The organism is Cupriavidus basilensis, assembly GCF_000832305.1.
GTDB classification, from domain to species: Bacteria; Pseudomonadota; Gammaproteobacteria; order Burkholderiales; family Burkholderiaceae; genus Cupriavidus; species Cupriavidus basilensis_F.
The window spans coordinates 2,359,803-2,384,301 of sequence record NZ_CP010536.1 but is presented as its reverse complement, the minus strand read 5'-3'; the positions used below and the strand labels follow the sequence as shown (position 1 = coordinate 2,384,301).

Here is a 24,499-nt window from a genome sequence, read left to right as displayed (position 1 = left end):
CAAAAAATAGAACGGTTGTTCGTTTTTTTGACGGATTTCGAAATTTACAGGAGACTATTCCATGGCATTGATGGGTCAAATGATGAGCGAACCCCTGCTCATTTCCTCCATCATCAAGCACGCCGCACGCCACTATGGCGGCACGGAAATCGTCTCGCGACGGACCGAAGGCGATCTGCACCGTTATACCTACCGCGATTGCGAGCTGCGCTCGCGCAAGCTGGCCCAGGCCATCGCCGCGCTGGGCGTGCAGTCGGGCGACCGTGTTGGCACGCTGGCCTGGAATGGCTATCGTCACCTGGAGATCTACTACGGCGTATCGGGCTCGGGAGCGGTATGCCATACCGTCAACCCGCGCCTGTTCCCCGAGCAGGTCGCCTACATCATCAACCATGCCGAAGACCAGTACGTGTTCTTCGATGCCACCTTCCTGCCGCTGGTCGAAGGCGTGGCGGCGCACTGTCCGGGCGTGAAGGGCTGGGTGATGATGAGCGACCGCTCGCACATGCCGGCGCAAGCCAAGGTGCCGCTGCTGTGCTACGAGGACCTGATCGACGCGCAGGACGGCAACTACACGTGGCCGCAGTTCGATGAGAACACGGCCTCCAGCCTGTGCTACACCTCCGGCACCACCGGCAACCCCAAGGGCGCGCTATATTCGCATCGCTCCACCGTGCTGCACTCCTACGCATCGGCGCTGCCGGACGCGCTGGGCTGCTCGGCGCGTGACGTGATCCTGCCCGTGGTGCCGATGTTCCACGTCAACGCCTGGGGCCTGCCGTATTCGGTGCCGCTGGTGGGCGCCAAGCTGGTGCTGCCGGGCGCCAAGCTGGACGGCGCCTCGGTCTATGAGCTGTTCGAGAAGGAGAAGGTGACCTTCTCGGCCGGCGTGCCCACGGTATGGCTGGGCCTGCTGCAGCATGTACAGGCCAACAATCTCAAGTTCTCCACCTTCAACCGCACCGTGATCGGCGGCTCGGCGGCGCCGCCCGCCATGATCCGCGCGCTCAAGGCGCTCGGCGTGGAGACCATTCACGCCTGGGGCATGACGGAGATGTCCCCGCTGGGCACGTCCTGCAGGCTGCTGGCGCGCCACGAAGAGCTGCCGGAAGCTGAACAGCAGAAGATCCAGGAAAAGCAGGGCCGCGTGATCTACGGCGTGGACATGAAGATCGTCGACGGCGACGGCAACGAGCTGCCCTGGGATGGCAAGGCGTTCGGCGACCTGCACGTGCGCGGCCCCTGGGTGATCGAGCACTACTACCGCAACGACGCGTCGCCGCTGGTGGATGGCTGGTTCCCCACGGGCGACGTGGCCACCATCGACCCCGACGGCTACATGCAGATCACCGACCGCAGCAAGGACGTGATCAAGTCCGGCGGCGAGTGGATCTCCTCGATCGATATCGAGAACGTGGCGGCCGCCCACCCGGCGGTGCATATGGCGGCCTGCATTTCCTGCTATCACCCCAAGTGGGACGAGCGCCCGCTGCTGGTGGTGATGAAGAAGCCCGGCGCCGAGGTGACGCGCGAGGAATTGCTGAAGTACTTCGAAGGCAAGGTCGCCAAATGGTGGATCCCCGACGATGTCGCCTTTGTCACCGAGATTCCGCTCACCGCTACCGGCAAGATGCAGAAGCTCAAGCTGCGCGAGCAGTTCAAGGACTACCGCCTGCCGGCGGCCTGACCCCAAGGCGGCCAGAGAGCCGCCAATGCTTGCCGGGCGTTGATGCCGGCGATTGCAGGACAGGTTTGCGGCGCGCGCGGTCTTGGGAGAGAGCGCCACCGCGAATCGGGATCATCCACAGCCAACAATAAGACAGAAGGAGACAAGCATGATCAGATTGCGTCCGCTCGTGGCCGCCACGGCCATTTTCGCGGCAATGGGTTCCGGGGTTGCGGCTGCCGAAACGGTGAAGATCGCCTTTATCGACCCGCTGTCCGGCCTGATGGCGCCGGTGGGGCAGAACCAGCTGAAGAGCTGGCAGTTCGTCGCGGACATCGCCAACCAGAAGAACTGGGGCGGCGGGAACAAGTTCGAAGTGGTCGGCTTTGACAACAAGCTCTCGCCACAGGAAAGCCTGACCATCCTCAAGCAGGCGGTGGACCAGGGCATCCGCTACATCGTGCAGGGCAACGGCTCCTCCGTGGGCCTGGCGCTGGAAGACGCGGTGGCCAAGCACAATGAGCGCAATCCGGGCAAGGAGATCATCTACCTGAACTACGCCGCGGTGGACCCGGACATGACCAACGGCAAGTGCAACTACTGGCACTTCCGCCTGGACGCGAACTCCGACATGAAGATGGAGGCGCTGACCACTTACCTGGCCAAGGATCCCGGCGTCAAGAAGGTCTACCTGATCAACCAGAACTACTCCTTCGGCCACCAGGTGGCGCGCGCCGCCAAGGAATACCTGAAACGCAAGCGCCCGGACATCCAGATCGTCGGCGAAGACCTGCACCCGCTGGCACAGGTCAAGGACTTTGCCCCGTACGCGGCCAAGATCAAGGCCTCCGGGGCCGACACGGTGATCACCGGCAACTGGGGCAGCGACCTTGCGCTGCTGATCAAGGCCGGCAAGGACGCGGGCCTGGCCACCAACTACTACACCTACTACGCCGGCACCACCGGCGTGCCGACCGCCATGGGTGCGTCGGAAGCCGGGCATGTCAAGTACGTCGGCTACTACAACCCCAACAACAAGGGCTTCAAGGGCGGCGATATCATCGAAGGCTTCAAGAAGAAGTACAACGATGACTTCTACGTGATGGCCGCCTACACCGGCATCGCCATGCTGGGCAAGGCGTTTACGGACATCAAGTCGACGGATCCGGTCAAGGTGGCCAAGGCGCTCGAAGGCATCAAGGCCGAGAGCCTGAACGGCACGGTGGAGATGCGCGGCTCGGATCACCAGGCCCAGCAATCGCTGGTGGTGGCTACCTGGACCAAGGTTGACGGCAAGGAGGTCAAGTTCGATCAGGAAAACACCGGCTTTGGCTGGAAGACCGATGCGCTGATGGACCAGTACGTGGCAGCGCAGCCGACTTCCTGCCAGATGAAGCGCCCGGGCTAAGCCTGCGCGCGGCGGGTGGCGCGGCCAGTTCCGGCGCGCCACCCGATCCTGCATACTTCGGCCGGCCCGGCGCGTTGCATGCCGCGTTCGGGTGGGCGGCGCTCACCCGTGCGCGCCCGTTCTCCGGCCGCCGATCGGTGGCCGCCAACTGGCCACGAGCGTCAGAATGAAGGATAAGTTGTGGAATTCTTCGTCATTTCCCTGTTGAACGGCGTCAGCTACGGGCTGTTGCTGTTCATGCTCTCTTCCGGGCTTACGCTGATCTTCAGCATGATGGGCGTGCTGAACTTCGCGCACGCCAGCTTCTATATGCTGGGCGCGTACTTTGCCTACACCATTGCCAGCAAGATCGGCTTCTGGCCCGCGCTGATCTTCGCGCCGCTGCTGGTGGCCGGCGCCGGCGCGCTGGTGGAGCGCTTCGGGCTGCGCACCGTGCACAAGTACGGGCACGTGGCAGAACTGCTGTTTACCTTCGGCCTGGCTTACCTGATCGAGGAAGGCGTGAAGCTGGTATGGGGCCTTGCCGCCGTACCCTACCGCATCCCGGCAGAGCTGGATGGGCCGCTGTTTACCGTATTCACCTCGTCGTTCCCCAAGTACCGCGCCTTCATGATGCTGGTGTCGCTGGCCATGCTGGTGGCGATCTACCTGGTGCTCACCCGCACCCGTATCGGGCTGGTGATCCAGGCCGCGCTGACGCATCCGGAAATGGTCGAGGCGCTTGGCCATAATGTGCCGCGCGTGTTCATGATGGTGTTCGGTGGTGGCGCCGCGCTGGCGGGGCTGGCCGGCGTGATCGGCGGCAATGCCTTTATCACCGAGCCGTCGATGGCGGCGGCGGTGGGGTCGATCATCTTCGTGGTGGCGGTGGTGGGCGGCATGGGGTCTCTAGTGGGGGCGTTCATTGCCTCGCTGCTGATCGGTGTGCTGCAAACCTTTGCCGTCACGCTTGATGCCTCGCTGGCTGGCCTGCTGGGCTCGATCGGCCTGCAGGTTACCGACAGCACGCCGCTGTCCTCGCTATGGAAGCTCACGGTGGCGCAGGTTGCCCCGGTACTGCCGTATCTGTTGCTGGTGGTGATGCTGATCTTCCGCCCGCGTGGTTTGATGGGCACCAGGGAGGGTTGATAGCATGAGCATGGAGACGACAATGCAACAACGCCGCGAGACGGTTGTGACCGGCAGCACCATGCGCTACCGCCCGATGAACCTGGCACGCTGGGCGATCTGGGGCCTGACCGCGGCCCTGATGCTGGTGATGCCGCTGTTCTTCACCGGCGGGTTCGCCATCACGCTGATGTCCCAGATGGGCATCATGATTATTTTCGCGCTGTCCTACAACATGCTGCTCGGGCAGACCGGGATGCTGTCGTTTGGCCATGCGGTGTACGCGGGCCTGGGCGCGTTCATCGCCATCCACGTGCTCAATATGGTGGGGGCGGGCAAGGTGTGGCTGCCGGTTTCGCTGCTGCCGGTGGTTGGCGGCCTGGCCGGCGCCTTCTTCGGCGTGCTGTTCGGCTATGTCACCACCAAGAAGTCCGGCACCACCTTTGCGATGATCACCATGGGCATCGGGGAAATGGTATTTGCCAGCTCGCTGATGTTCCCGGATTTCTTTGGCGGCGAGGGCGGTATCTCCACCAACCGCATGGTGGGCGATCCCGTGTTCGGCATCACCTACGGCCCCGGGCGCCAGGTGTATTACCTGATCGCCGTGTGGTGCCTGCTGTCGATGGTGGCCATGTACGCCTGGACCCAGACGCCGCTCGGCCGCATTGCCAACGCGGTGCGCGACAACCCGGAGCGGGTGGAATTCATCGGCTACAACACGCAGCGCGTGCGCTACCTGGTGCTGATCCTGTCGGCATTCTTCGCCGGCATCTCGGGGGCGCTGTCGGCGATCAACTTCGAGATCGTGTCGGCCGAAAACGTCAGCGCGGTGCGCTCCGGCGGGGTGCTGCTGGCCGCCTTCATTGGCGGTGCGGGCGTGTTCTTCGGGCCGGTGATCGGCGCGGTGGTGTTCATCCTGTTCGCGGTGGCGCTGTCGGACCTGACCAAGGCCTGGCTGCTGTACCTTGGCCTGTTTTTCGTGCTGATGGTCATGTTCGTGCCGGGCGGCATCGCCAGCTTGCTGATGATGCAGGTGCCGCTGCTCGCGCGCGGCAAGCTGCGCGCCATGTTGCCCGACTACGGCCGCGCCGCGGCTGCCGGGCTGGTGCTGCTCGCCGCGGTGATCCTCACCGTGGAGCTGGTCTACAAGGTGCAGGTGGACAGCGCCAACGGGACCGAGATGTCGCTGTTGCGCATCGGCTTTGACGCCGCGACGGTGAAGCCGTGGCTGGTGGCCGCAGCGTTGTGGGTGGCCGGCCTGCTGGCTTGCCGCGCCGCGCGCGCGCGGGTGCGCGCCACATGGGACAAGGTACAGGCCGAGATGGCGGGAGGCACGGCATGAGCGCCGCACTGGAACTGAACGACGTACGCAAGAAATTCGGCCAGACCGAGATCATCCGGGGCGTCAACCTGAGCATCCCCAAGGGGGAGCGGCATGCGTTGATCGGCCCCAACGGCGCCGGTAAATCGACCACCTTCAACCTGATCTCGGGGCGTTTCGCGCCGAGTTCGGGCACGGTCAGGCTGAACGGCCAGGAGATCGGCGGGCTGCAGCCATTCGTGATCAACCGCATGGGGCTGTCGCGCAGCTTCCAGATCACCAATATCTTTCACCGCTTGTCGGTGTTCGAAAACCTGCGCTGCGCGGTGCTCTGGTCATTGGGCTACAAGTACTCGTTCTGGCATCGCCTGTCCGAGCTGCGCGACGCGCGCGAGCGGGCGGACGAAGTGCTGGAGCTGATCGGCCTGCAGCACCGCCATAGCACCCAGGCCAGCCTGCTGACCTATGCGGAACAGCGCGCGCTGGAGATCGGCATCACCATCGCCGGTGGCGCCGAGGTGATCCTGCTGGACGAGCCCACGGCCGGCATGAGCCGCTCGGAGTCCGACCATGCGGTGGAACTGATCCGCCGCGTCACCGTGGGCAAGACCCTGGTGATGGTGGAGCACGACATGAGCGTGGTGTTCGGGCTGGCCGACCGGATCTCGGTGCTGGTCTACGGCGAGGTCATCGCCACCGACACGCCCGAGGCCATCCGCGCCAACCGCAAGGTCAAGGAAGCCTACCTGGGCACGACCCTGGACGAACCTGCTACTGAGGGAGCGCACTGATGGGCAAGCGCATGCTGGACGTGCAGGGCCTGCACGCCTACTACGGAAAAAGCCATATCCTCCACGGCGTCGACGCGCATATCGACGAAGGCGAGATCGTTGCGCTGCTGGGCCGCAACGGCGTGGGGCGCTCGACCATGGCCAAGGCTATCCTCGGCATGGTCAAGGCGGAGGGCTCGGTGCGCTTTCGCGACGAAGAGATCCTCGGGCGGCGCACCTTCGAGATCGCCCACCTGGGCGTGGGCTACGTGCCGGAGAACCGCGATATCTTTCCCACGCTGACGGTACGCCAGAACCTGCAACTCGGGGAGAAGCGCAATCCGCGCCAGTCCAAGCCTCGCTGGACGGTGCAGGACATGTACAACATGTTCCCGCGCCTGAAGGAGCGCGAGAATACGTCAGCCGGCGTGCTCTCCGGCGGCGAGCAGCAGATGCTCACGCTGTGCCGCACCCTGATGGGCGACCCCGACCTGGTGCTGATCGACGAGCCTACCGAAGGGCTGGCCCCGATGATCGTCGCGCTGGTGGGCGATTACCTGAAGGTCCTGAAGGAGCGTGGCGTGTCGGTGCTGCTGATCGAGCAGAAGCTGGCTATCGCGCTCGATATTTCGCAGCGGGTCTATGTGATGGGGCACGGGCACATTGTGTTCGAGGGCACGCCAGGAGACCTGAAGGCCAATGCCGCCATTCGCAAGGAATGGCTGGAAGTGTAGGCCGGATGGGTGTCCTCGCTAGCCCGGGACACCCATCCATGCCGGCTCGTGCGCCGGCACTGCCCTGAGGCCAATTACTTCGCCCTCAGGAACTCACCGACCTCAAGCAGCACCAGTTCATTGTCGTCGGCCTTGTTAGGCTCGCGGCTGCTGGAGAAGGGCAGGTTGTTGTCGTTGCCGACCACGATATGGGTCGGGTCGACCACATCCACGTTCTCGATGGTGAAGAACGGGAACTTGAGCACGCCTTCGTTGAGCGGCTTGCGGGCCAGCTTGTCGGGGTCGGCGATATTGAGCAGGTCGATGTAGCCGATCTTGCGCACCGCGCCGCCCGCGTTGGCGTCGCTCAGTTCGATCTTGTAGATGCGCTTGAATTTGGCGATATCCGCGAAGCAGTCGTTGCGCTTCTGGCCTTCGGGGCAGGCTTTGTCGGCCGTGCCTTCGCCGTTGTCGCGCTCGATGATGAGGCCGGTGCTGGCGTCGATCATGTTGAAGTCGCCGATGGCGTTGCCATTGGCTTCCAGCGGGTACTTCCAAGAGCGGCCCGTCCACTTGCCGGCCTGGGTGTCGAACTCCAGCACCCGCAGGGCTTCCTTGCCGCCGATACGCTCAAAATCCTTGGCTTCGGCGTTCCACACGGGGCCTTCCAGCAGCGCGTAGAGCTTGCTGCCGTCCGGCGACGAGGCCATGCCTTCGAAGCCCTTGGAGCGCTTGACCTGGAAGTCCACAGCGCCGCCCGGCACGCCCGGCGTGGTCACGGCGGGATGGTCCGGCGAGCGGACAACCTTTGCGTCGACCAGCGTGTCGTACACGGCCAGCACCTTGCCTTGCAGGTCGGCCTTGATCAGGAAGGGCCCGAACTCGTCGCCGATCCACAGCGCGCCGCCGGCGAACTGGAAGCTTTCCGTGTCGAAGTCCGCACCGGTCAGGTAGCGTTGCCTGGTGCCTTCGTGGACGACGCGGAAGGGCACCTTCTTGTCCGGATCGTGCAGGAACACAGTGCCCAGGCGATGGAGCTTGCCGCTCTTGAAGTCCACCTTGTAGTGATTCAGGTAGAGCATGAAGTCCGGCGAGTTCGCCTTGCTGCCGGCGCCATTGTCGGTCAGCACCCAGAAGCTGCCGTCCGCCATGTGCTTGATGCCGGAATGGCCTTGCAGCGGCTGGCCCTTGAAGGGCAGCGACACACCCGTCGGCCGGTTGTTCGACTGGCCTTCCACCGCGCCGATCTTTTCCACGCGCGCGCCGGTGGTGAACTTGCCGCTCTCCTGCAGGTCCTGCGGCGCGTCCTTGGGCGCGGCGATATAGCTCTGCGCGGGCAGGATGGCGTGGCCGGCGAGGGTGGCGGGGTACGCGGCAGGGGCTGTGGCCTGGGCCGCGGCGGGCAGAGCCCAGGCCGCAGCGGTGACGGCGATAACGGCAACGACGGTCGCGGACGGGAGGATGCGCATGTAGGAGAAGAATGGTGTAGAAAGACCGCTACGATGCATGGGCCACGTGACGGTGGCGTGATGAAGGTGTGACGCTCGCGTGACAGTCAAGTGTCTCGGTCTGACAATGGCCGCACGCGCTGATCATGGTTTTTCTTGGTACGACATGGTTTTTCCCAGTCAGTGCTGTGATCAAACCTGGTATCAAACCTGGTGTTGACGAATTGTCTACATTTGGATAACCTGTCCATATGAAAAAACGTACACCAGAACGCACGCCCGAGCAGCAAGCGCTGCTCGAGCAACTCAAGCAGGTGGCTCAAGGTTTGAGCGAGACCTTCGCGCCCTTTTGCGAGGTGGTTGTTCACGATCTGCTGGACCCCAAGCACGCCATTCTCGCCATCCATAACAACTTGTCGGGCCGCCAGGTGGGAGACCCCGCAACCGAGCTGGGGCTTGCCCGGATCGCCGACCCCGAGTATCCGCAGGTGATCGCCAATTATGCGAATCAGTTCGCCGACGGGCGGCAGGCCAAGAGCACGTCGATCGGCATCAAGGATTCGACCGGGGGCTATGTGGCAGCCCTGTGCATGAACGTCGACCTGACGCTGTTCCGCAGCTTGCAGAACGTGCTGGGCCAGTTCGGCAGCGTGGACGCCGGCGCGGCGATGAAGGAGTCGCTCGACCCGGCCGGCGCAGATGCCATCCGGGCCCGCATCGACCAGTTTGCCGCGCGGCTGGCCACCACGCCGCGGTCCCTCAAGGCCGAAGACAGGCGTGCGTTGCTGCGCGAGCTCAAGGAGGCGGGGTTCATGGAGGTGCGCCGCGCCATGGAAATCGTGGCGCTGCATCTCGGCGTGTCGCGGGCTACGGTGTATAGCTATGCGAAGTGAAGCGCGTTTGCTCCTGCTCGACAAGAACCAGGTCGAGTCACTGCTGCAGCCGGCGGATGCCATGGAGGCGGTGAGCGAAGCCTTTGCCCTGCATAGCGAGGGAGAGGGCCGTGTCTTTCCGCTGGTTCGGGAGCCGCTGGCGACCGGTGGCGTGTTCGGCATCAAGTCCGGCGACGTCCAGTCGCAAGGCTTGCTGGGTTTCAAGGCGGCCGGATTCTGGCCGGCCAACCGCGAGGTGGGCGGCGAGCCGCATCAGGCCACGATCATGCTGATCGATCCGGCAACCGGGCGGCCAGTGTGCATGATCGATGGCAACGCCGTCACCACGATGCGCACCGGTGCCGCCGGCGGCCTGGGGCTTCAGTGGCTGGCACGCCAGGACAGCGAGCGCCTGTGCCTGTTCGGCACGGGCGTGCAGGCGCGGATTCAGTTGACGTTTGCCCTGGCGCTGCTGCCCTCGCTCAAGCAGGTTCAATACGTTACGGTGACGGGCCAGCACGACGCGGCGTTCGAGCGCGCCTTTGCCGAGCGTTGTGAGATCTCCCATGCCCCTGATCGCAATGCGGCGGTGGCGGGCAGCGACGTAGTGATCACGGCTACGCCTGGCGGCGGTGCGCTGTTCGACCTGCAAGCCGTGCAGCCAGGCACGCACCTGAACTGCGTGGGCGCGGACACGCGTGGCAAGCGCGAGTTGCCCGACGGCCTGCTGGCGCGCGCGCGGCTGTTCGTCGACGATCGGGCCCAGGCCCGCCAGATCGGCGAGACGCAGTGGGCGCCGGACACGCCTTGCACGGAAATCGGCGACGTGCTGGGCGGCAAGGTGCAAGTTGAGCGCCACGACACCGACATCACCGTCTTCGATATGACAGGCCTGGCGTTGCAGGACCTGACGGTGGCCCGCCTGCTCCAGCGGCGAGCCGCCACCGCGCAAGCTGGCACCAGCATCCACTGGCCCTGGTAGCCTTTTTACTCAAACGAGACTTACGACCATGCTGAATCTACCGACCTTTGATGATGTGTCAGCCGCCGCTGCGCGGATTGAGGGCTACGCGCACCGCACCCCCGTCATGCGCTCGCGCACCGCGGACAAGGACGTGGGCGCGGAGCTCTTCTTCAAGTGCGAGAACCTGCAGCGCATGGGCGCCTTCAAGTTTCGTGGCGCCTTCAATGCGGTCTCGAAGTTCGACGAGCGCCAGAGGCGGGCGGGGGTGGTAGCTTACTCGTCGGGCAATCACGCGCAAGGCATTGCGCTGGCGGCGTCGATTCTCGGCATCCCTGCAACGATCGTGATGCCCCATGATGCGCCGGCCGCCAAGGTGGCCGCGACCCGGGGCTACGGCGCCAAGGTGGTCATCTATGACCGCTATACGGAAGATCGCGAGGCCATCGGCCGCAAGCTGGCCGAGGAACATGGCCTGACCCTGATCCCGCCGTATGACCACCCGGATGTCATCGCCGGGCAGGGTACCGCGGCCAAGGAGTTGTTCGAGGAAACCGGCGAACTCGATGCCCTGTTCGTCTGCCTTGGCGGCGGCGGGCTGCTTTCCGGGTCCGCGTTGTCCGCGCGGGCGCTGTCTCCCCAATGCAAGATCTATGGCGTGGAGCCTGCCGCTGGCAACGACGGCCAGCAGTCGTTTCGCACTGGCTCGATCGTGCATATCGAGACCCCCAAGACCATCGCCGACGGCGCGCAGACGCAGCACCTTGGCAACTACACGTTCGAGATCATTCGCCGCGATGTCGATGACATCGTTACCGCGACCGACGACGAGCTGGTCGACTGCATGCGCTTTTTCGCGTCGCGCATGAAGCTGGTGGTGGAACCCACCGGCTGCCTCGGCTTTGCCGCTGTGCGTGCCATGAAGGCCGAACTGCAAGGCAAGCGCGTGGGTGTCCTCATCAGCGGCGGGAACATCGATATCGACCGGTTCGCGGCGTTGCTTGCTGGCTGATTGACCCGTTCCGCGCGCGGGCCGGGCGGTGCGCATGGCACCGCCCGGCCATGCCGCGTGGCGCCGTCGGCATGATGCCGGGGGCGCCATTCCTGCCGATCGCCATCCGCGTGCGCCTGTCCATCAGGCCGCGCGCGATGGCGTTTGCCTTCACCGGGAATCCCCCCCGGTATCGCCATTGCATGCCTGGCCTCGCTCTGGCCATCCCCTCCATTGTTTCCGCTTTGCTGCCGTTGCCAGGAGGCATGCGCTTGCCACCGGCGCTGTGCGCTCGGCTTGCCGAAACACTCCGGGTTTTCATCGTGTTGACGTTTTGTCTAGTGTTGGATAATCTGTCTTATCGACATGGGCGGAATGCACTGCGCGTCGATATTGGAAACTGGCCAGGAGGCGAAGCTTTGAAAACCACTAACAGACTTACCCGCAGGATCATGCTAAGCATGGTCCTGGGTGTCATCGTCGGCTATGCCTGTCACCGCATGGCGGCAGACGCGGCAGCTGCCAAGACGATTGCCGGGAATTTCTCGATCATCACCGAGATTTTCCTGCGCATGATCAAGATGATCATCGCCCCGCTCGTGTTTGCGACCCTGGTCTCGGGCATCGCGAGCATGGACGACACCAAGACGATTGGCCGCATCGGCGCCAAGGCCTTGACATGGTTCATCCTCGCGTCACTCGTGTCGCTCAGCATCGGACTGCTGTTCGTGAACCTGGCGCAACCCGGTGTCAACCTGAACATGGTCCTGCCGGACGCTGGCGCAAGCACGAATCTCAAGACCAGCGCGCTCAACCTGAAAGAGTTCGTCACGCATATTTTCCCGAAGAGCCTCTTCGAGGCCATGGCGACCAACGAGATCATGCAGATCCTGATCTTTTCGCTTTTCTTCGGCATTGCGCTGGGCAAGACGACCGGCAGCTCGGGCCAATTCCTGAAGCGGTCCGTCGACGAACTGATGCACGTGATGCTGCGCGTCACGAATGCGGTGATGTTGTTCGCGCCGGCCGGCATCTTTGCGGCGCTTGCCGCGGCCATCACCGTGCAGGGCCTTGACGTACTGGTGACCTATGGCAAGTTCATTGGCGCGTTCTATCTCGCTTTGCTTACCCTGTGGGCCGTGCTCTTTATCGCGGGATATGTGGTTCTCAAGGGGCGCATGTTCGATCTGGCAAAGGGTATCCGCGAACCCATGATGATTGCCTTTTCCACCGCCAGCAGCGAGGCGGCTTACCCGAAGATGATCGAGCGGCTGCAGCGCTTCGGGGTGAACAAGCGCCTGGTCGGCTTTGTCCTGCCGCTGGGATACTCCTTCAACCTCGACGGTTCCATGGTGTATCAGGCGTTCGCGGCGGTCTTTATCGCGCAGGCCTTCGATATCCATATGTCGCTCGGGCACCAGATCACCATGCTGCTGATCCTGATGGTCAGCAGCAAGGGCATGGCCGCGGTCCCGCGCGGCTCGCTGGTGGTGGTGGCCGCCATCTTGCCGATGTTCGGCTTGCCGGAGGCCGGCCTGTTGCTGGTGATGGGAATCGATCAGTTCCTGGATATGGGCCGCACGGCGACCAATGTCCTGGGCAATAGCATTGCCACTGCCGTCGTTGCCAAATGGGAAGGGGAGCTGGGTACCGAGGAAGAGTTCGACCCGCTCTGCGTCGATGTGGCCGCCGGTCACGGCGAACCGGTCGCACCAGCGATACCTTCCCCGGCGCGCATGGCTTGATCGCACGGAAAAGCAATTTGCTTATGAGAATGCCGGGCATGCTCTTGCAAGCCCCCTCTCAAGGCGATCAAGCGACACATCTAGAGAGGGGTGGGTTTTAGTGCGTCTAGCCGCTGGCCCGCCTGGCGCCGGCATTCGCACGCCGTTGCAATCCCAGCCCCCAACGCGGCGCGCGTGGCTAGCCCGCTGAGTGCCTGGGCAGTGAAGCTGCAGCCGGTCCTGCCTCCGCTGCCCGCTTGCAGTTGAACGGCATATCTTCATAGTCGATCAGCCGCGTCTTCTTGACCAGCCGATAGCCAAGCCAGAGAACCAGGAACAGCGGCACGCCGATATAGGTGCCGACAATCTCCAGCCAGCGCCCGCGCACGTCGGAGAAGGCCTGGTAGTTCTGGCCGAGCACGATCACCACGCACAGCACGATGGCAAAGAGGGGGCCAAACGGGTAGAGCGGCGAGCGGTAAGCCAGGTCGGACGGCTTGTAGCCCTGGTGCACCAGCCCCCGGCGAAAGCGGTAGTGGCTAATGGCGATACCCAGCCAGGCGATAAAGCCAGTCATGCCGGACGTGTTCAGCAGCCACAGGTAGACCGCCTTGTCGCCAAACAGCGAGCTGAGGAAGCACAGGGCGCCGACGGCGGTGGTGGCGAACAGCGCGACGTAGGGCACGCCGTTGGCCGAGAGCCGCGCCAGCGCGCGCGGCGCCCGCCCGCTGACCGCCAGCCCGTAAAGGATCCGGGTGGAGGCGTACATGCTGGAGGTGCCGGCGGAGAGCAGGGCGGTCAGCACTACGGCATTCATCAGGCCGGCGGCGAAGGCCAGGCCAGCGTGGCGGAACACCAGCGCGAAGGGGCTGACGCCGATGTCGGTGACGTCGTTGCGCAGCAGGCTGGGATCGGTGTAGGGGATCAGCACGCCAATGATCAGGATCGCCAGCACGTAGAACAGCAGGATGCGCCAGAAGGTCTGGCGGATGGCGCGCGGAATGGTGCGTGCCGGGTCGGCGGCTTCGCCGGCGGCCACACCGACCGTTTCCGTGCCCTGGAAGGAGAACCCGGCAATCATGGCCACGCCGAACATGGCGGGGATGCCGCCAACGAAGGGCGCATCGCCCAGCGTGAAGTTGTGCCAGCCGGACTGCGGGCCGCCCTGCATGATGCCGAAGATCATCATCAGGCCTGCCGCCAGGAAGATCAGGATCGTGGCCACCTTGATCAGCGCGAACCAGTACTCGGCCTCACCGAAGCCGCGTACCGAAAAGGCATTGAGGCCAAACATCAGCAGCAGGAATCCTGCGCTCCACACTACGCCGGAGACGTGCGGAAACCAGTACTGCATCACTAGTTGCGCCGCCGCCAGCTCCACGGCAATCGTGACTGCGAGGCTGAACCAGTAACTCCAGCCAAGCGCGAAGCCAAAGCCTTCTTCTACGTACAGCGCGCTGTAGGTGACGAAAGAGCCGGCCACTGGCATATGCACGGCGAGCTCGCCCAGGCTGGTCATCAGGCAGTACACCATCAGGCCGATCAGGCAGTACATCAGCAGTGCGCCACCGGGTCCCGCCTGGGAGATCGACGCGCCGGAGGCCACGAACAGCCCGGTGCCGACCGCGCCACCGATGGCGATCATGGTCAGGTGGCGGGCCTTGAGCTTGCGCTGCAGGTCGTCGTGCTCGACGACGGGGTGCTGGTGAGGATGGGGATGGGAAGACATCAGGGTCACTGGAACTTCGGCGGGCGGGGCCGCGGCTTCGGCGCGGGCGACGCCTTGTGGGGCGCCCGTGCGGGCAAAGGGCGCGAGTTTACCGGGTTATGCGGGTAAATCCGAGGGTTGGGGCGGTTTATGTCAGGAAAGTCGCCTACTGTGACTAGAGGTAATCCTCAGGGGTGGGGTAATGTGCTGCATGGGCCATGAAACTCCGGGCTTACCCTAGTGTATTGGTGGCCTTTGGCAACCTTTTGGCAGCCTGCATGCACGCCGGCGAGATCCGCCATGAACGAGGCGCATGGGAGTGCCAGCGAAGCCCCAAAATGAAATTGAACGACCGTGCTATTTTGTGTATGCTTGATCCGCTCGCGATAGGGTGGGCATCGGTCGACGGGGGCAAGCACAGGGCTTCCCCGGTGGCCGGGCGGTGGTTTGGGGCCCCGCGGAAAAACATAATTCGAGAATTCGAATCCCGAGACAACTTCTAGTTCTAGTTACCAAAGGAACCAGCATGACAGCGCAGTATCAGGTTCAGGACGGCGTCGCCGTCATCACGCTCGACAATCCCCCCGTCAATGGCCTGGGTCTGAGCACCCGGCTTGGCATCGTCGAAGGCATGACCCGTGCGCTGGACGATGCGGCCGTCAAGGCCATCGTCATTACCGGCGCCGGCAAAGCCTTCTCGGGCGGCGCCGATATCCGTGAATTCAATACGCCCAAGGCCACCCAGGAGCCGACGCTGCACTCGGTGATCAAGGTCGTGGAAGGTTCGAGCAAGCCCGTCGTGGCGGCGATCCATTCCGTCGCCATGGGCGGTGGCCTGGAACTGGCGCTGGGTTGTAACTACCGTGTGGCTTCGAAGGGCGCGCAGATCGCCCTGCCGGAAGTAAAGCTGGGCCTGCTGCCCGGCGCCGGCGGCACGCAGCGCCTGCCGCGTGTGATCGGCCTGGAAGCGGCCTTGAACATGATCGTGTCGGGCAACGCCATCCCCAGCGAGAAATTCGCCGGCACCAAGCTGTTCGACGAGATCGTTGACGGTGACGTGCTGCCCGCGGCCGTGGCTTTTGCCAAGACGGCGGCGGCCAACCCCGGCCCGTATCCCAAGGTGCGCGACCTGAAGGTCAAGCACGAGAACGCGGAAGGCTTTATCGCTTTCTCGCGCAATACCGTGGCAGCCGTTGCCAAGAACTTCCCGGCGCCGCTGAAGTGCGTGGATGCCGTGGCCGCCTCGCTCAAGCCGTTCGAAGCTGGCCTGAAGGCCGAGCGCGAAGGCTTCATGTACCTGATCACGACGCCGGAATCGCGCGCGCTGCGCCACGCCTTCTTTGGCGAACGCGCCGCCAGCAAGATTCCTGACGTGCCGGAAGGCACGGCAACCCGCAAGATCGAGCGGGTCGCCGTGATCGGCGCCGGCACCATGGGCGGCGGCATCACCATGAACTTCCTGAACGCCGGCGTGCCGGTGATCATGCTGGAAACCAAGCAGGAAGCGCTGGACCGCGGCGTGGCCACGATCCGCAAGAATTACGAAAACAGCGCCAAGAAGGGCAAGCTCACGCAAGAGAAGGTCGAGCAGCGCATGGGCCTGCTGACCACCACGCTGTCCTATGACGAGATCAAGGACGCGGACATGGTCATCGAGGCCGTGTTCGAGGAAATGGGCGTCAAGGAAATCGTCTTCAAGAAGCTGGATGAAGTGATGAAGCAGGGTGCGATCCTGGCTTCGAACACCTCCACGCTGGACGTCAACAAGATCGCCTCCTTCACCAAACGTCCGCAAGACGTGGTCGGCATGCACTTCTTCAGCCCGGCCAACGTGATGAAGCTGCTGGAAGTGGTGCGCGGCGAAAAGACCGGCAAGGACGTGCTGGCAACCGTCATGCAGCTCGCCAAGAAGATCAAGAAGACCGCCGTGGTATCGGGCGTGTGCGACGGCTTTATCGGCAACCGCATGATCGAGCAGTACAGCCGCCAGGCTGGCTACCTGCTGGACGAAGGCGCGCTGCCGGAGCAGGTGGACAAGGCCATCGAGAAGTTCGGCTTTGCCATGGGCCCGTTCCGCATGGGCGACCTGGCCGGCAACGACATCGGCTGGGCGATCCGCAAGCGCCGCGCGATCGACAAGCCGGAAATCCAGTACTCCAAGACCGCCGACCTGCTGTGCGAACTGGGCCGCTATGGCCAGAAGACCGGCGCGGGCTGGTACGACTACAAGGCGGGCGACCGCAAGCCGTACCCGAACCAGCAGGTCAACGACATGATCGTGCAGCATTCCAAGGACCTGGGCATCACCCGCCGCAAGATCTCCGATGAGGAAATCGTCGAGCGCCTGGTGTTCGCGCTGGTCAACGAAGGCGCCAAGATCCTGGAGGAAGGCATTGCCTCCAAGGCCTCGGATATCGACATGGTCTACCTGACCGGCTACGGTTTCCCGCTGTTCCGCGGTGGCCCGATGCTGTACGCGGACCAGGTTGGCCTGTTCAATGTGGCGCAGTCGATGGCGCGTTATGCCAAGGGCTACCACGGCGAAGCCTGGCAAGCAGCCCCGCTGCTGGTCAAGCTGGCGGCCGAGGGCAAGGGCTTCAACGGCTAAGCACAGCCAAGGCGATTTCGCGCGGCGCAGTCAGGCCGCGCGGGGTTCTCATCACGGATCGCAAACCGGTCACCAAGCGAGGAGTAGCGGCATGGCCAAGCAATACGGCCCCGAAGATTGCCTGCTGGTCATCGACGTGCAGAACGACTTCATGCCGGGCGGCGCGCTTGCCGTGGCGCATGGCGATGAAGTCGTCCCTGTGATCAACCGTCTCGCGACGGCGTTTGCACGAGTGGTGCTGACCCAGGACTGGCATCCCGCCGATCACGTTTCGTTTGCCGCCAACCATGCCGGCACGCAGCCGTTCCAGACCGTGGCGTTGCCCTATGGCCAGCAAGTCCTGTGGCCCACGCATTGCGTGCAGGGCACCCACGGCGCGGCGTTGCATGCCGGGCTGGAAGTGCAGCATGCGCAGATGGTGATCCGCAAGGGCCATCATCGCGAGGTGGATAGCTACTCGGCCTTCATGGAGGCCGACCGCGCCACCCCGACGGGGCTCGCGGGCTATCTGCGCGAGCGCGGCGTGCGCCGGGTGTTTTGCGTGGGACTGGCAACGGATTACTGCGTTGCCTGGAGCGCGCTGGATGCCCGCGCGGCGGGGTTCGAGGCCGTCGTGGTCGAGGATGCCTGCCGCGCCATCGACCTCGACGGGTCACTGGCGCGTGCGCGGCAAGACCTGGAAGCCGCGGGCGTGCGACGCATGCAATCGGCCGCGCTGTTGTCCTGAACCCGAAGAATCGCCAAGCCAAGCCAAGCTGACACGGCTGAACCCAGCCAACGACATATTGCATGACACTGCCGGACGTGAACGCACGCCGCAGGTCACCAGATACCAGAGATACCGAGGAGCAAGACATGAAAGAGGCAGTCATCGTTTCCACCGCACGTACCGGCCTGGCCAAGAGCTGGAAGGGTGCTTTCAACATGACCCACGGCGCGACCCTGGGCGGCCATGCGGTCCAGCACGCCATTGCGCGCGCCAAGATCGACGCCGGCGAAGTGGAAGACGTGCTGATGGGCTGTGCCAACCCGGAAGGCGCCACCGGCGCCAATATCGCGCGCCAGATCGCGCTGCGCGCGGGCTGCCCGGTTACCGTGCCCGGCGCCACCGTGAACCGTTTCTGCTCGTCCGGCCTGCAAACCATCGCCATGGCCGCGCAACGCGTGATCGCCGATGAAGGCGACATCTTCGTGGCCGGCGGCGTGGAGAGCATCTCCTGCGTGCAGCAGGAAATGAACCGCCACATGATCCAGGAAAACTGGCTGACCAAGAACAAGCCGGAAATCTACTGGAACATGCTGCAAACCGCCGAGAACGTGGCCAAGCGCTACAACATCTCGCGCGAGCGCCAGGACGAATACGGCGTGCGCAGCCAGCAGCGCGCCTTCGCCGCCCTGGAAGCCGGCAAGTTCAACGATGAAATCGTGCCGATCACGGTGCTCGCCGGCGTGGCCGACAAGGCGACCGGCCAGCTGATGACCAAGGAAGTCACGGTCTCGGCCGACGAAGGCATCCGCGGCGATACCACGCTGGAAGCCGTGTCGAAGATCCGCACCGCCATGCCCGGCGGCGTGGTCTCGGCAGGCAATGCATCGCAGTTCTCCGACGGTGCTTCGGCGGTCGTGGTCATGGATTCGAAGGTGGCCGAGGCCCGCGGCCTGCAGCCGCTGGGCGCGTTCCGCGGCTTTGCCGTGGCCGGCTGCGAGCCTGACGAAATGGGCATCGGCCCGGTGTTCGCGGTGCCCAAGCTGCTGAAGAAGGCTGGCCTGACGGTGGCCGACATCGGCCTGTGGGAGCTGAACGAAGCCTTCGCCGTGCAGGTGCTGTACTGCGCCGACACCCTGGGCATCCCCATGGACCGCCTGAACGTCAATGGCGGCGCCATCGCGGTGGGCCATCCCTATGGCGTGTCGGGTGCCCGCCTGGTCGGCCATGCGCTGATCGAAGGCAAGCGCCGTGGCGCGAAGTACGTGGTGGTGACCATGTGCATCGGCGGCGGCCAGGGTGCTGCCGGACTGTTCGAAGTCTTCTGAGGCGGCCCGGTACCGTGAGCGATTCCGCCGACCCGATGCTGGCCCATGGCCGGGAGGTGCTGGCCAGCCAGCCCTTCTCGGTGATGGTCGGCGCCGATCTGGCCGCGCCGGTGGCGACCTCCGAGTACAAGATCAACTACCTGCGTCCGGCGATCGGCGACACGCTGATCGCCCGCCTGGGCGAAGGTAGCTGAGCACGGCAGGAAAGAGACGGGCGCGCGAGCGCCTTTTTCTTTCCCCGCGCCATTTAGAGATACAGAATTCGCGGTGCGCCACGAGAGCGTGCCGTTGTGGAGACAGCGACGATCCCCGCCGCGAGGCTTGCAGTTGATGCAGCCGCCGCCGGGTCGCGCATCTTTGAATTTCCCTTTCAGTCTGGGAGCCGTTTCCTGCCATGTCGCTGATCCTTTCCCGCCGTGACCTGAACTTCGTGCTGTACGAATGGCTCAAGGTCGAGGGGCTGACCCGCATTCCGCGCTACGCCGACCATTCCCGCGAGACCTTCGACGCCGCGCTCGATACCTGCGAGAAGATCGCCGCCGACCTGTTCGCGCCGCATAACAAGAAGAACGACCAGCAAGAGCCGCATTTCGACGGCGAGACCGTCAGCATCATCCCCGAGGTCAAGACTGCGCTGAAGGCCTTCTGCGAGGCTGGCCTGATGGCCGCCGGGCAGGACTACGACATCGGCGGCATGCAACTGCCCGTGGTGGTGGAGAAGGCCGGCTTTGCCTACTTCAAGGGCGCCAACGTCGGCACCAGTTCCTACCCCTTCCTGACCATCGGCAACGCCAACCTGCTGCTCACGCACGGCACGCCGGCGCAGGTGGAGACCTTCGTCAAGCCGGAAATGGAAGGCCGCTTTTTCGGCACCATGTGCCTGTCCGAGCCGCAGGCCGGCTCGTCGCTGTCGGACATCACCACGCGCGCCGACTATGAGGGCGAATCGCCGCTCGGCCAGCAATACCGCCTGCGCGGCAACAAGATGTGGATTTCGGCCGGCGAGCATGAGCTCTCCGACAATATCGTCCACCTCGTGCTGGCCAAGATCCCCGGCCCGGACGGCAAGCTGATCCCGGGCGTGAAGGGCATCTCGCTGTTTATCGTGCCGAAGTACCTGGTCAACGCAGACGGCAGCCTGGGGGAGCACAACGACGTGGTGCTGGCCGGTCTGAACCACAAGATGGGCTATCGCGGCACCACCAACTGCCTGCTGAACTTCGGCGAAGGCATGAAGTACAAACCGGGCGGCAAGGCGGGTGCCATTGGTTACCTGGTGGGCGAGGCGCACAAGGGCCTGGCCTGCATGTTCCATATGATGAACGAGGCCCGCATCGGCGTTGGCCTGGGCGCAGTCATGCTGGGCTATACCGGCTACCTGCACTCGGTCGACTACGCGCGCAACCGCCCGCAAGGCCGCCCGATCGGCCCTGGGGGCAAGGATCCGGCCAGCCCGCAGGTGCGGCTGGTCGAGCATGCGGACATCCGCCGCATGCTGCTGGCGCAGAAGAGCTATGTGGAAGGCGGCCTGGCGCTCAACCTGTATTGCGCGCAACTGGTGGACCAGGAGCGTGCGGCGGAGGGTGCGGAGCATGAACGCCTGGCACTGCTGCTCGATATCCTCACGCCCATCGCCAAGAGCTGGCCGTCGCAGTGGTGCCTGGAAGCCAACAACCTGGCCATCCAGGTGCATGGCGGCTACGGCTACACCCGCGAATACAACGTCGAGCAGTTCTACCGCGACAACCGCCTCAACCCGATCCATGAAGGCACGCACGGCATCCAGGGCCTGGACCTGCTGGGCCGCAAGGTGGTGATGAAGGACGGCGCGGCCTTCAACGTGCTGGGCGAAGAGATCCAGGCCACCATCGGCCGCGCCCTGGCCAGCGGCGATGCCGAGCTGGGTAGCCACGCCAAGGCGCTGGGCGCCGCCGTCAAGCGCGTGGCGCAAGTCACGCAGGCGTTGTGGGCGGCGGGCGACGCCACGGTGACGCTGGCCAACGCCTCGGTCTACCTGGAGGCCTTCGGTCATGTCGTGCTGTCGTGGACGTGGCTGGAGCAGGAACTGGTGGCGCAGGCCGCGCTTGCTGGCGCCAGGAGCCAGGAGGACCAGGACTTCTATCGCGGCAAGCTGGCGGCAGCGGCGTATTTCTTCCGCTGGGAGTTGCCCAAGGTGGGCCCGCAGCTCGACCTGCTGGCGTCGCTGGACCGCACCACGCTGGATATGCAGGACGCCTGGTTCTGACCGGCGCCCGGCACAAGATCATCGAGCGCGCGCACCTTGCTGCGCGCGTCAAAACCAATCGGGAGACACCATGAACACCATCCAGCAATTGTTCGACCTGACGGGCAAGACGGCACTGATCACCGGCGGCTCGCGCGGGCTTGGCCTGCAGATCGCCGAAGCGCTTGGCGAGCAGGGCGCGCGCATCGTGCTGTCGGCGCGCAAGGCCGATGAGCTGCAAGCGGCGCAAGCCCACCTCAAGGCGCTGGGCATTGATGCCGAGTGGATCGCCGCCGACGGCGCGCGCGATGCGGATATCGTGCGCCTGGCCGACGAGGCCCTGGCCAAGCTGGGCCATATCGACATCCTGGTCAACAATGCCGGCGCCACGTGGGGCGCGCCTGCCGAAGATCACCCGGTAGAAGCGTGGGACAAGGTGATGAACCTGAATATCCGCGGCGTGTTCCTGCTGTCGCAGCGCATCGGCAAGCTGTCGATGATTCCGCGCCGCTATGGCCGCATCATCAACGTGGCCTCCATCGCCGGCCTGGCGGGCAACCCGCCGGGATCGATGGAAACCATTGCCTACAACACCTCCAAGGGCGCGGTGGTGAACTTCACCCGCACGCTGGCGGCCGAGTGGGGCGAGCACAATATCACGGTGAACGCGCTGGCGCCGGGCTTCTTCCCCTCCAAGATGACGCAGGGCTCGCTGGACCGCCTTGGGGTGGAGGCCATGTGCGCATCGGTACCGCTGCACCGGCTGGGTGACGACGAAGACCTGAAGGGCGCGGCGCTGCTGTTTGCCAGCGCCGCCGGCAAGCACATCACCGGCCAGGTGCTGGCGGTGGATGGCGGCGTGAGCGCGGTATAAAGTCCATGCTCCAATGCGGTTGGCTCATGCGGGGCGGGCGTTCCGCCGCGCCGGCCGGCCAGCCGTATCGTCTTCGCCACACTAGCAATCATGACCAAAACCAACGGATTTCCCCTCAAGATTCCTTTCCTTGCCGATCTCGGCGTGCAATGCACCCGCATGGACAAGGAGGGCAGCGAGATCGAACTGGCGCTGGAAACGCGTCACCAGAACAGCTGGGACATGGCCCATGGCGGCGTGCTGATGACGCTGCTCGACGTGGCCATGGCCATCGCCGGTCGCGGCGCCGATCCCGATGGCCGCGGGGTGGTGACCATCGAGATGAAGACCAGTTTCATGGCGCCCGGCCGCGGCAAGCTCATCGCGCGCGGCCTGTGCGTGCACCGTACCAGCACCATGGCTTTTTGCGAGGCGGAGATCGTCGACGCCGATGGCAAGACCGTGTCGCGCGGGTCGGGCACGTTCAAGTTCGTCAAGCGCGTGCCGCCGCAGCGGGCGGCAAGCGGCGCTTCGGATACCGGCGCGGACGGCTGAGGCCGCGGGACGGAGAAGGGATATCAGCCATAAGACCGGCAGGGCCGCCAGAGCCGGCGGCGCGCAGCAGCTGTAAAACAAAAAAAAGGAGACAAGATGCTGTTTGAACGGATTGCCGCCACGCGGCGATTGAAACTGACCGTGCTCGCCGCCTTCGGCGCAGGAGCCCTTGCCATGTATCAGCCGGGCCAAGCCCAGAATGCACCTGTTCCTTCGGCCGGCGCGCCGGTTGCGGCGCCTGCCGCGCCGGTGTTCCCGGACGCGGCCGCCACCGATCCCGTCGCGGCGGGCTGGATGCAGGGCTTTCCTCCCGCAGCCGCCAAGGTCATCAGCTTCACCCCTGCCAGCAACGGCTTTCCGCGCACGCGCTGGAGCTTTTCGCATATCCGCGAACTGGTCCCGACGGCCTCGGTCTGGCACGGGCGCGGCCCGGTTTCGGCACTGCCGCGTGCCGAGCGCGATATCGGTGGCGTGCCGTTTACCGATGCCGACGGCACCCGCCGCACGTTCAGCGACATGCTCGGCCTGACCTATACCGACGGCATCCTGGTGATGCACAAGGGCCGGATCGTCTATGAGAAGTACTTCGGCGCGCTGGACGACCATACGCCGCACATCGCCATGTCGGTCACCAAGTCCTTCGTCGGCACGCTGGCCGCCATGCTGGTGGCGGACGGCAAGCTGGACCCCGCCGCGCCCGTTACGCGCTACCTGCCGGAGATGGCGGGCACCGCCTACGGCGATGCGACCGTGCGCGAAGTCATGGACATGACGGTGGGCGTCAAGTACTCGGAGAATTACGCCGATCCCAAGGCCGAGATCTGGGACTACAGCCGCGCCGGCGGCATGATGCCGCTCGAGCCCGGCTATGCCGGACCCAGGACGTTCTACGAATTCCTGGCCACCTTGAAGAAGGACGGCGAGCATGACCAGGTCTTCGCCTACAAGACGGTCAATGCCGAAGTCCTGGCCTGGATCGTCAAGCGCGTGTCCGGGCAGTCGCTGGCCAGGCTGCTCTCCGAGCGCGTCTGGCAAAAAATGGGCGCGGAGAACGATGCCTACTTCATGGTGGACAGCATCGGCAGCGAGTCCGGTGGCGGCGGCCTGAACACTACGCTGCGCGACCTGGCCCGCTTTGGCGAGACCATGCGCAACGGCGGCCGCTTCAATGGCCGGCAGGTCATCCCGGCCGAAGTGGTGGCGGACATCCGCCGCGGCGGCGATCCCGGCAAGTTTGCCAAGGCTGGCTATGCCACCTTGCCCGGCTGGAGCTACCGCTCGATGTGGTGGGTCTCGAACGACGACCACGGCGTGTTCGAGGCGCGCGGCATCCACGGCCAGCGTATCTACGTCGATCCCAAGGCGGAGCTCACCATCGTGCGCTACGCCTCGCATCCCATCGCCGCCAACGGCGCCAACGACCCCGTCACGCATCGCGCGTATCGGGCACTGGCGCTGTCATTGATGAAATTACCAAACAAGCCGGCAAGCTGACCAGCTAGCTGGCAACTACCCACAACGAACGACAACGAG

General features: G+C 64.5%; 19 protein-coding genes and 1 pseudogene. 18 read left to right on the top strand and 2 right to left on the bottom strand.

Annotated features, from left to right (window positions below):
* The first annotated feature begins 61 nt into the window (after nt 1-61).
* The 6 genes from RR42_RS11155 to RR42_RS11130 all read left to right on the top strand — a co-directional run bounded on the left by RR42_RS11155 (nt 62) and on the right by RR42_RS11130 (nt 7,009).
* The gene (locus RR42_RS11155; RefSeq protein ID WP_043346667.1) at nt 62-1,687 is read left to right on the top strand and encodes a 3-(methylthio)propionyl-CoA ligase; all 1,626 of its coding nucleotides are present in this window, start codon (nt 62-64) and stop codon (nt 1,685-1,687) included.
* Between the two features lie 148 nt (nt 1,688-1,835).
* Nucleotides 1,836-3,074: a branched-chain amino acid ABC transporter substrate-binding protein gene (locus RR42_RS11150; RefSeq protein ID WP_043346665.1), complete on the top strand. Its 1,239-nt coding sequence runs from the start codon at nt 1,836-1,838 to the stop codon at nt 3,072-3,074.
* A gap of 180 nt (nt 3,075-3,254) precedes the next feature.
* On the top strand, nt 3,255-4,202 hold the full coding sequence (locus tag RR42_RS11145; protein ID WP_043346663.1) for a branched-chain amino acid ABC transporter permease: 948 nt from the start codon (nt 3,255-3,257) through the stop codon (nt 4,200-4,202).
* Between the two features lie 10 nt (nt 4,203-4,212).
* Nucleotides 4,213-5,526, top strand: coding sequence for a branched-chain amino acid ABC transporter permease (locus tag RR42_RS11140; protein ID WP_043351905.1), 1,314 nt, complete (start codon nt 4,213-4,215; stop codon nt 5,524-5,526).
* Nucleotides 5,523-6,296: an ABC transporter ATP-binding protein gene (locus RR42_RS11135; RefSeq protein ID WP_043346660.1), complete on the top strand. Its 774-nt coding sequence runs from the start codon at nt 5,523-5,525 to the stop codon at nt 6,294-6,296. Before RR42_RS11140 ends, RR42_RS11135 begins: the two co-directional genes overlap by 4 nt.
* Nucleotides 6,296-7,009, top strand: coding sequence for an ABC transporter ATP-binding protein (locus RR42_RS11130; RefSeq protein ID WP_043346656.1), 714 nt, complete (start codon nt 6,296-6,298; stop codon nt 7,007-7,009). Before RR42_RS11135 ends, RR42_RS11130 begins: the two co-directional genes overlap by 1 nt.
* Before the next feature lie 74 nt (nt 7,010-7,083).
* Here the strand turns inward: RR42_RS11130 and RR42_RS11125 are convergent, their stop codons facing one another.
* Nucleotides 7,084-8,457 (bottom strand): esterase-like activity of phytase family protein, encoded by a 1,374-nt coding sequence (locus tag RR42_RS11125; RefSeq protein ID WP_043346653.1) that lies wholly within the window; start codon nt 8,455-8,457, stop codon nt 7,084-7,086.
* A gap of 230 nt (nt 8,458-8,687) precedes the next feature.
* On the opposite strand from RR42_RS11125, the gene RR42_RS11120 reads away from it, so the two are divergent.
* The 4 genes from RR42_RS11120 to RR42_RS11105 all read left to right on the top strand — a co-directional run bounded on the left by RR42_RS11120 (nt 8,688) and on the right by RR42_RS11105 (nt 13,005).
* A complete protein-coding gene (locus RR42_RS11120; protein ID WP_043346649.1) occupies nt 8,688-9,329 on the top strand; it encodes a helix-turn-helix transcriptional regulator in 642 nt (213 codons plus the stop codon).
* Nucleotides 9,319-10,290 (top strand): ornithine cyclodeaminase family protein, encoded by a 972-nt coding sequence (locus RR42_RS11115; protein WP_043346645.1) that lies wholly within the window; start codon nt 9,319-9,321, stop codon nt 10,288-10,290. Before RR42_RS11120 ends, RR42_RS11115 begins: the two co-directional genes overlap by 11 nt.
* A 28-nt stretch (nt 10,291-10,318) precedes the next feature.
* Nucleotides 10,319-11,281 (top strand): threo-3-hydroxy-L-aspartate ammonia-lyase, encoded by a 963-nt coding sequence (locus RR42_RS11110; protein ID WP_043346642.1) that lies wholly within the window; start codon nt 10,319-10,321, stop codon nt 11,279-11,281.
* Between the two features lie 398 nt (nt 11,282-11,679).
* On the top strand, nt 11,680-13,005 hold the full coding sequence (locus RR42_RS11105; RefSeq protein WP_144409891.1) for a dicarboxylate/amino acid:cation symporter: 1,326 nt from the start codon (nt 11,680-11,682) through the stop codon (nt 13,003-13,005).
* Between the two features lie 178 nt (nt 13,006-13,183).
* Here the strand turns inward: RR42_RS11105 and RR42_RS11100 are convergent, their stop codons facing one another.
* The gene (locus RR42_RS11100) at nt 13,184-14,713 is read right to left on the bottom strand and encodes an amino acid permease (RefSeq protein WP_043346636.1); all 1,530 of its coding nucleotides are present in this window, start codon (nt 14,711-14,713) and stop codon (nt 13,184-13,186) included.
* Between the two features lie 505 nt (nt 14,714-15,218).
* On the opposite strand from RR42_RS11100, the gene RR42_RS11095 reads away from it, so the two are divergent.
* The 8 genes and pseudogenes from RR42_RS11095 (at nt 15,219) to RR42_RS11060 (ending at nt 24,460) form a co-directional block, all read left to right on the top strand.
* A complete protein-coding gene (locus tag RR42_RS11095; RefSeq protein WP_043346634.1) occupies nt 15,219-17,300 on the top strand; it encodes a 3-hydroxyacyl-CoA dehydrogenase NAD-binding domain-containing protein in 2,082 nt (693 codons plus the stop codon).
* A gap of 91 nt (nt 17,301-17,391) precedes the next feature.
* On the top strand, nt 17,392-18,027 hold the full coding sequence (pncA, locus tag RR42_RS11090; protein ID WP_043346630.1) for a bifunctional nicotinamidase/pyrazinamidase: 636 nt from the start codon (nt 17,392-17,394) through the stop codon (nt 18,025-18,027).
* Between the two features lie 128 nt (nt 18,028-18,155).
* The gene (locus RR42_RS11085; RefSeq protein ID WP_043346629.1) at nt 18,156-19,334 is read left to right on the top strand and encodes an acetyl-CoA C-acyltransferase; all 1,179 of its coding nucleotides are present in this window, start codon (nt 18,156-18,158) and stop codon (nt 19,332-19,334) included.
* Between the two features lie 35 nt (nt 19,335-19,369).
* Nucleotides 19,370-19,510: pseudogene (locus tag RR42_RS11080) on the top strand (phenylacetic acid degradation protein); the annotation flags it as partial.
* A gap of 218 nt (nt 19,511-19,728) precedes the next feature.
* Nucleotides 19,729-21,579, top strand: coding sequence for an acyl-CoA dehydrogenase (locus RR42_RS11075; RefSeq protein WP_043346627.1), 1,851 nt, complete (start codon nt 19,729-19,731; stop codon nt 21,577-21,579).
* 70 nt (nt 21,580-21,649) lie between these two features.
* The gene (locus RR42_RS11070) at nt 21,650-22,432 is read left to right on the top strand and encodes an SDR family oxidoreductase (protein WP_043346625.1); all 783 of its coding nucleotides are present in this window, start codon (nt 21,650-21,652) and stop codon (nt 22,430-22,432) included.
* Between the two features lie 90 nt (nt 22,433-22,522).
* Complete coding sequence (locus tag RR42_RS11065; protein WP_043346623.1) at nt 22,523-22,966, top strand: PaaI family thioesterase; 444 nt, start codon at nt 22,523-22,525, stop codon at nt 22,964-22,966.
* A 96-nt stretch (nt 22,967-23,062) separates the two neighbouring features.
* Nucleotides 23,063-24,460 carry a serine hydrolase domain-containing protein gene (locus RR42_RS11060; RefSeq protein ID WP_144409815.1) on the top strand — a complete coding sequence of 466 codons (1,398 nt, stop codon included), beginning with the start codon at nt 23,063-23,065 and terminating at the stop codon, nt 24,458-24,460.
* Nucleotides 24,461-24,499: the final 39 nt, after the last annotated feature.